Source organism: Acetobacter papayae JCM 25143 (genome assembly GCF_000613285.1).
Lineage (GTDB): Bacteria > Pseudomonadota > Alphaproteobacteria > Acetobacterales > Acetobacteraceae > Acetobacter > Acetobacter papayae.
On the sequence record NZ_BAIN01000109.1, the window covers coordinates 1 to 5,068 of the forward strand.

The following is a 5,068-nucleotide window of genomic DNA, read 5'->3' on the forward strand; positions in this document are numbered from 1 at the left end:
CAGCGCCTGCCCCCCAGACTGTTTTCCACCCCCAGCACGGCAGGGGGCAGGGGATCGGGCGTGAGCGTGGTGTCAGACATGGCAGCTTACTGCGCAGGCCAGACTTTGGTGCTGAGGTTATGATGCGCTTCGATAAAGCGCGACGTGCCCGAGCTGGAGCGCATGACCAGCGAGTGCGTGACAACCTGATGCGGGTAGAAGCGCACACCCCGCAGCAGGGCGCCAGTGGTAACACCCGTGGCGGAGAACAGCACGGGGCCTGCCGCCATGTCATGCAGGCCCAGCTTGCGGGCCGGGTCTTTGCCGGGGTTCATTTTGGCGGCGCGGGCGCGCTGCTCGTCATCTTCGAACATTAGGCGGCCCTGCATCTGGCCATTGGCGCAGCGCACGGCGGCGGCGGTCAGCACCCCTTCGGGTGCGCCACCAGAGCCTACGTAAATATCCACGCCGCTTTCTTCCAGACAGGTGGCGATACCACCCGCCACATCGCCATCGGTCAGCAGGCGCACGCGGGCACCGGCTTCACGCGCATGGGCGATCATGTCGGCATGGCGCTCGCGCTCCAGTGTGCACAGAACCAGATCCTGCACATCGCGGTCCTTGGCGCGGGCGAGGTTCTTGAGGTTGGTTTCGATGCTGGCATCAAGGTCCACAACACCTTCGGGCAGGCCCGCGCCAACAACGATCTTATCCATGTAAATATCGGGCGCGTGCAGGAAGTTACCGCGCTCGGCCAGAGCCACAACGGTAATGGCGTTGGGCATGTCCTTGGCGCACAGATTGGTACCTTCGAGCGGGTCTACGGCAATATCCATGGCCGGGCCACCGGCCCCCACCTGCTCACCGATATAGAGCATGGGGGCTTCGTCCATTTCCCCTTCGCCAATCACGACCGTGCCGTTAATGGCCACCGTATCGAAGGCGGCGCGCATGGCTTCTACCGCCGCACCATCGGCGTCGTTCTTGCGGCCGCGTCCCGTCCAGCGTGATGAGGCCAGGGCCGCAGCCTCGGTCACACGCACCAGTTCAAGGGCGAGGTTGCGGTCTGAAATAATCGGGAAAACGGCCATGGAATGCGGGCTCCTGCTGTGGTGCGGCAAACGTGGCCCGGCTGGGTTTGGGGGCTGCCGGGCGTTCAGGGTGCCCCGGCCTGAGCCGGGGCAGAGTTGGGCCTGTTGGCCCGGTGCGGGTCAGGCGGCTTCGATACGGATCATCACGGGGGTATCGGTTACGGCACTGAGTGCGCCGATCCGTGTGAGTGCGTCCTGCATGGCGGCTTCCGATGTCTGGTGCGTGACCAGCACCAGCGGCACATGCGGGGCGGATTCGCTTTCCGCCGGGTGTTGCAGCATGCTGCGGAGCGATACGCCACAATCGCGCAGCACGGCGGTAATATCGGCAATCACGCCTGGACGGTCTTCTACGCGCAGACGCAGGTAAAACGCACCCTGCCCGCTGGTGATAGGCTGGGCGCGCAGCACGGTGTCTGCGCCGTTATCAGCCTGCACACCCCATACGGGCATGGTCTGCCCGCGTGCGATATCGACCAGATCCGCCGTGACAGCGCTGGCCGTGGGGCCTGCGCCCGCGCCGCGTCCCTCGATCATGATACGGCCGACAAATTCGCCCTCTGCCACCACGGCGTTGAACACACCGTTGACCTGCGCCAGCGGAGACTGCTGGGGTACAAGGCAGGGTGTCACACGGGCGTGCAGGCCCTGTTCCGTCATGCGGGCAAGGCCCAGCAGCTTGATGCTGTAGCCCAGTGCGCGGGCAAAGTTCTGGTCGGCGGCATCCACATGGCGGATGCCTTCCACATGCACGGAGCTGAAATCCACCGGGCGGCCAAAGGCCAGCCCCGCCAGAATGGTCAGCTTGTGGGCCGCGTCCAGCCCGTCGATATCGGTGGAAGGATCGGCCTCGGCATAGCCCAGTTCCTTTGCGTCTTTCAGCACGGAGGCAAAAGCCTGCCCGGTTTCGCGCATGACGGTCAGGATATAGTTGCAGGTGCCGTTCAGGATACCACCCACGCGGGTCAGCCTGTCAGCCGCCAGCCCTTCGCGCACGGTCTTGATGGCGGGAATACCCCCGGCCACCGCGGCTTCGAACAGCAGTGGCGCATTATGCGCGGTGCTGAGGCGTGCAAGGGCCGGGCCGTGCAGGGCCAGCAGGGCTTTGTTGGCCGTGACTACAGGCTTGCCCGCCTTGAGCGCGTTTTCCACCACGGCGCGGGCCGTGCCTTCAGACCCGCCGATCAGCTCCACAACCACATCCACATCAGGGTCGTTTACAAGGTCTTCTGTCCGGTCGTGCCAGTTCAGGCCGGACAGGTCCACGCCGCGATCGCGGGTGCGGTCGCGCGCGCTGACGGCAACCACTTCAAGCGGGCGTCCGGCGCGGGCGCGGATCAGGTCGGCATTGGCGCGCAGCAGCCGGATGGTGCCCGCGCCAACCGTGCCAAGTCCGGCAATGCCAAGGCGCAGGGGTGTGGTAGGGGAAGTGGATGTCACGGTGCAGCAGACTCCGGCTTTTTGGCTGAGGAAGGAAGAACAGGCGCGCTCACCCCATGGGCGGACATGAAGCCCTTGATGGAGCGCAGGGCCTGACGCAGGCGGTGGGGGTTTTCAACCAGCCCGATACGGACATGGTCATCACCATATTCACCAAAGCCGAGGCCGGGGGCCACGGCCACGCCTGCTTCTTCCAGAAGGAGTTTCGAGAAGGCGACACTGCCCATGGCCTTGAAGGCTCGGGAATGGGTGCCCATGCGAACATTGAGCCCTCGGGGGAGGGCACGTCCCAGCCTGCGGCATGTAGGCCACGGATCAGGACATCGCGCCGTTCGCGGTAGATGTTGCGCAGGTCAGCAACGCAGTCCTGCGGGCCATTGAGGGCGGTTACCGCCGCGACCTGAATGGGGGTGAACGCCCCGTAATCCAGATAGGACTTGATGCGCGTCAGGGCCGAAATCAGCCGCTCGTTACCGGCGGCAAACCCTACGCGCCAGCCTGCCATGGAGTAGGTCTTGGACAGGGAGGTAAATTCCACGGCGATATCGCGCGCGCCCGGCACCGCCAGAATGGAGGGGGGAACCTTGTCGCCAAAATAGATTTCGGCATAGGCGAGGTCGGAGAGAATCCAGATATTCTCGCGGCGGGCGAAGGCCACCAGCTCCTTGTAGAAATCCAGATCCGCCAGATACGCCGTTGGGTTGGACGGGAAGTTGACGATCAGCGCTGTGGGCTTGGGCACGGAATGGCGCACCGCGCGGTCTAGCGCGCGCAGCATGTCCTCATCCGGTGTGGCCGGGATGGAGCGCACGCTTGCCCCGGCGATGATGAAGCCGAACTGATGGATGGGGTAAGAGGGGTTGGGTACCAGAATGGTATCGCCCGGGCTGGTGATGGCCGATGCCAGATTGGCCAGACCTTCCTTGGAGCCAAGGGTGACTATCACCTCTTTTTCCGGGTTGAGCGTGACATTGAAGCGGCGCTCGTAATACCCGGCCACAGCCTTGCGCAGGCCCGGAATACCCTTGCTGACCGAATAGCGGTGAGAGCGCGGGTCGTTCACGGTCTCGATCAGCTTGGCCACGATATGCGGCGGGGTGGGGGTGTCCGGGTTGCCCATGCCGAGGTCGATAATATCCTCTCCGCGGGCTCGGGCCGCGGCTTTGGCCTGGTTAACCGAGGCAAAGACATAAGGCGGCAGGCGGCGGATGCGGTGGAACTCTTCGGTCATGGACGTGTGCTGCTCTAGAACTGGAGGGGAAATGCCCCTGAGTTGCTGCGGGACGGGTATAGTAATCCGCAAAATGGAACAGGCAACTCCCCGTAAAGGAAATCTCTGCCATGGCATGCGAATTTGGCATGGGGCTCTGACATCGGGGCGTCTGATCCCTGAAAGTGAGAGGGGCAGGTTGGCGGCCATTTAACCCGGTGCCGCGCGGGTGGCGGCAGGTATGGGCTGATGCCCCGCACTCTCAGGCAGGCTCAGGGCGTGTTGGCGATTTTTGCTCCCGTGCCAAAGGCATCACCGCGCACATGCAGGGCCGAGGCTGGCACGCCACGCTCAAGCAGCAGGCGGGCCAGACGGGTGGCGCGGAGCAGCCCCAGCCGCACGGCATCGGTCTGATCCTGCGCGCTGAGCGAGGCGGCATTGCCAAAACCACGGATGAAGAAAGGGCCATGCGGGGTCTTGCTGATCAGCTTGGTCAGTTCATCGTCCTGCCCGGCGGAGAGTTCATCCGACTGGGGCAGGAAGTGAAAGCCCGTGCCGGGTATATCGTTCAGGTCATAGGCAGGTAGGGTGGCGTCTACCGTCGGCATATCCGGCGGGGTGGGCGTGCCTGCCACAGTCGGGGGCAGGGGGCGGCGCATCGGGAATGGGCGGTATGACATCAGCAGGGAACGAGTCCACGCTGTTTTTGTCCGTTACCTCCGGCATGGCCACTTCCGGAACCGGTGTGTCGTTTTTGTTTTTGCCGGGGCGTTTGGTGCTATCCGCCGTTTTTTGGCTTTTGGCGGGCGTAGCGCTTGGCGCAGGTGGCGTTGTAGCTGCCGGTGCCGGAGGGGCCTCGGCTGCGTCCATGATGGCGCCATTAACCCCTTCGGGCAGGGTGGCGGGTTGGTTGGCCGGTTTGGCGGCAGGTTTCTGCCCGGCAACCGCGCCGGGTGCAGGCGGGGCTGCCGATGTCACTGGGGCTACTGGCGCCGCCGCTGGCGTTTCGGCGGAAGGCGGCGGGGGAATGGTGGGCAGCAGCGTGCCATTGGCCGCCATGGTGCGGTAGGTAAGATTGCGATCGCGGATCAGCCTGCTGGTGAGCAGCGCGCGTGCCTGAGGCGAGGGCAGGCTAGGGGGCGTTGTGGGGGTCAGCCCCACATGCGGGTACGCAGCATACTGCCCCGGCGGCGGCGGGCGCTGCCCCGCAACAACCCCGCCACGCAGGTGCTGCACCAGATCCATGGTGCTGTCGGTCAGGTCCCGGTGGTGGCAGCCCGTGGTCAGCAGCAGGGCCAGCAGAGCGGCCCCTGCACGCGCTGGGCCGTGGTTCAGGCCTGTGCGGGGG

The 5,068-nt window shown here is 64.9% G+C and carries 3 protein-coding genes and 2 pseudogenes; all 5 read right to left on the reverse strand.

Features of this window, described 5'->3' with window-relative positions; genetic code table 11:
- Positions 1-86 precede the first annotated feature (86 nt).
- Positions 87-1,070, reverse strand: coding sequence for a class II fructose-bisphosphatase (glpX, locus tag JCM25143_RS14375; protein WP_025861730.1), 984 nt, complete (start codon positions 1,068-1,070; stop codon positions 87-89).
- Positions 1,071-1,190: 120 nt separating this feature from the next.
- Positions 1,191-2,510 (reverse strand): homoserine dehydrogenase, encoded by a 1,320-nt coding sequence (locus JCM25143_RS14380; RefSeq protein WP_025861731.1) that lies wholly within the window; start codon positions 2,508-2,510, stop codon positions 1,191-1,193.
- Positions 2,507-3,741, reverse strand: a pseudogene (locus JCM25143_RS20095) (LL-diaminopimelate aminotransferase). The gene JCM25143_RS14380 and the pseudogene JCM25143_RS20095 overlap by 4 nt, the downstream one beginning before the upstream one ends.
- Before the next feature lie 251 nt (positions 3,742-3,992).
- Positions 3,993-4,328 (reverse strand): OmpA family protein, encoded by a 336-nt coding sequence (locus JCM25143_RS24445; RefSeq protein WP_234395328.1) that lies wholly within the window; start codon positions 4,326-4,328, stop codon positions 3,993-3,995.
- A pseudogene (locus JCM25143_RS24450) lies at positions 4,294-5,068 on the reverse strand (hypothetical protein); the annotation flags it as partial. The gene JCM25143_RS24445 and the pseudogene JCM25143_RS24450, both read right to left, overlap by 35 nt.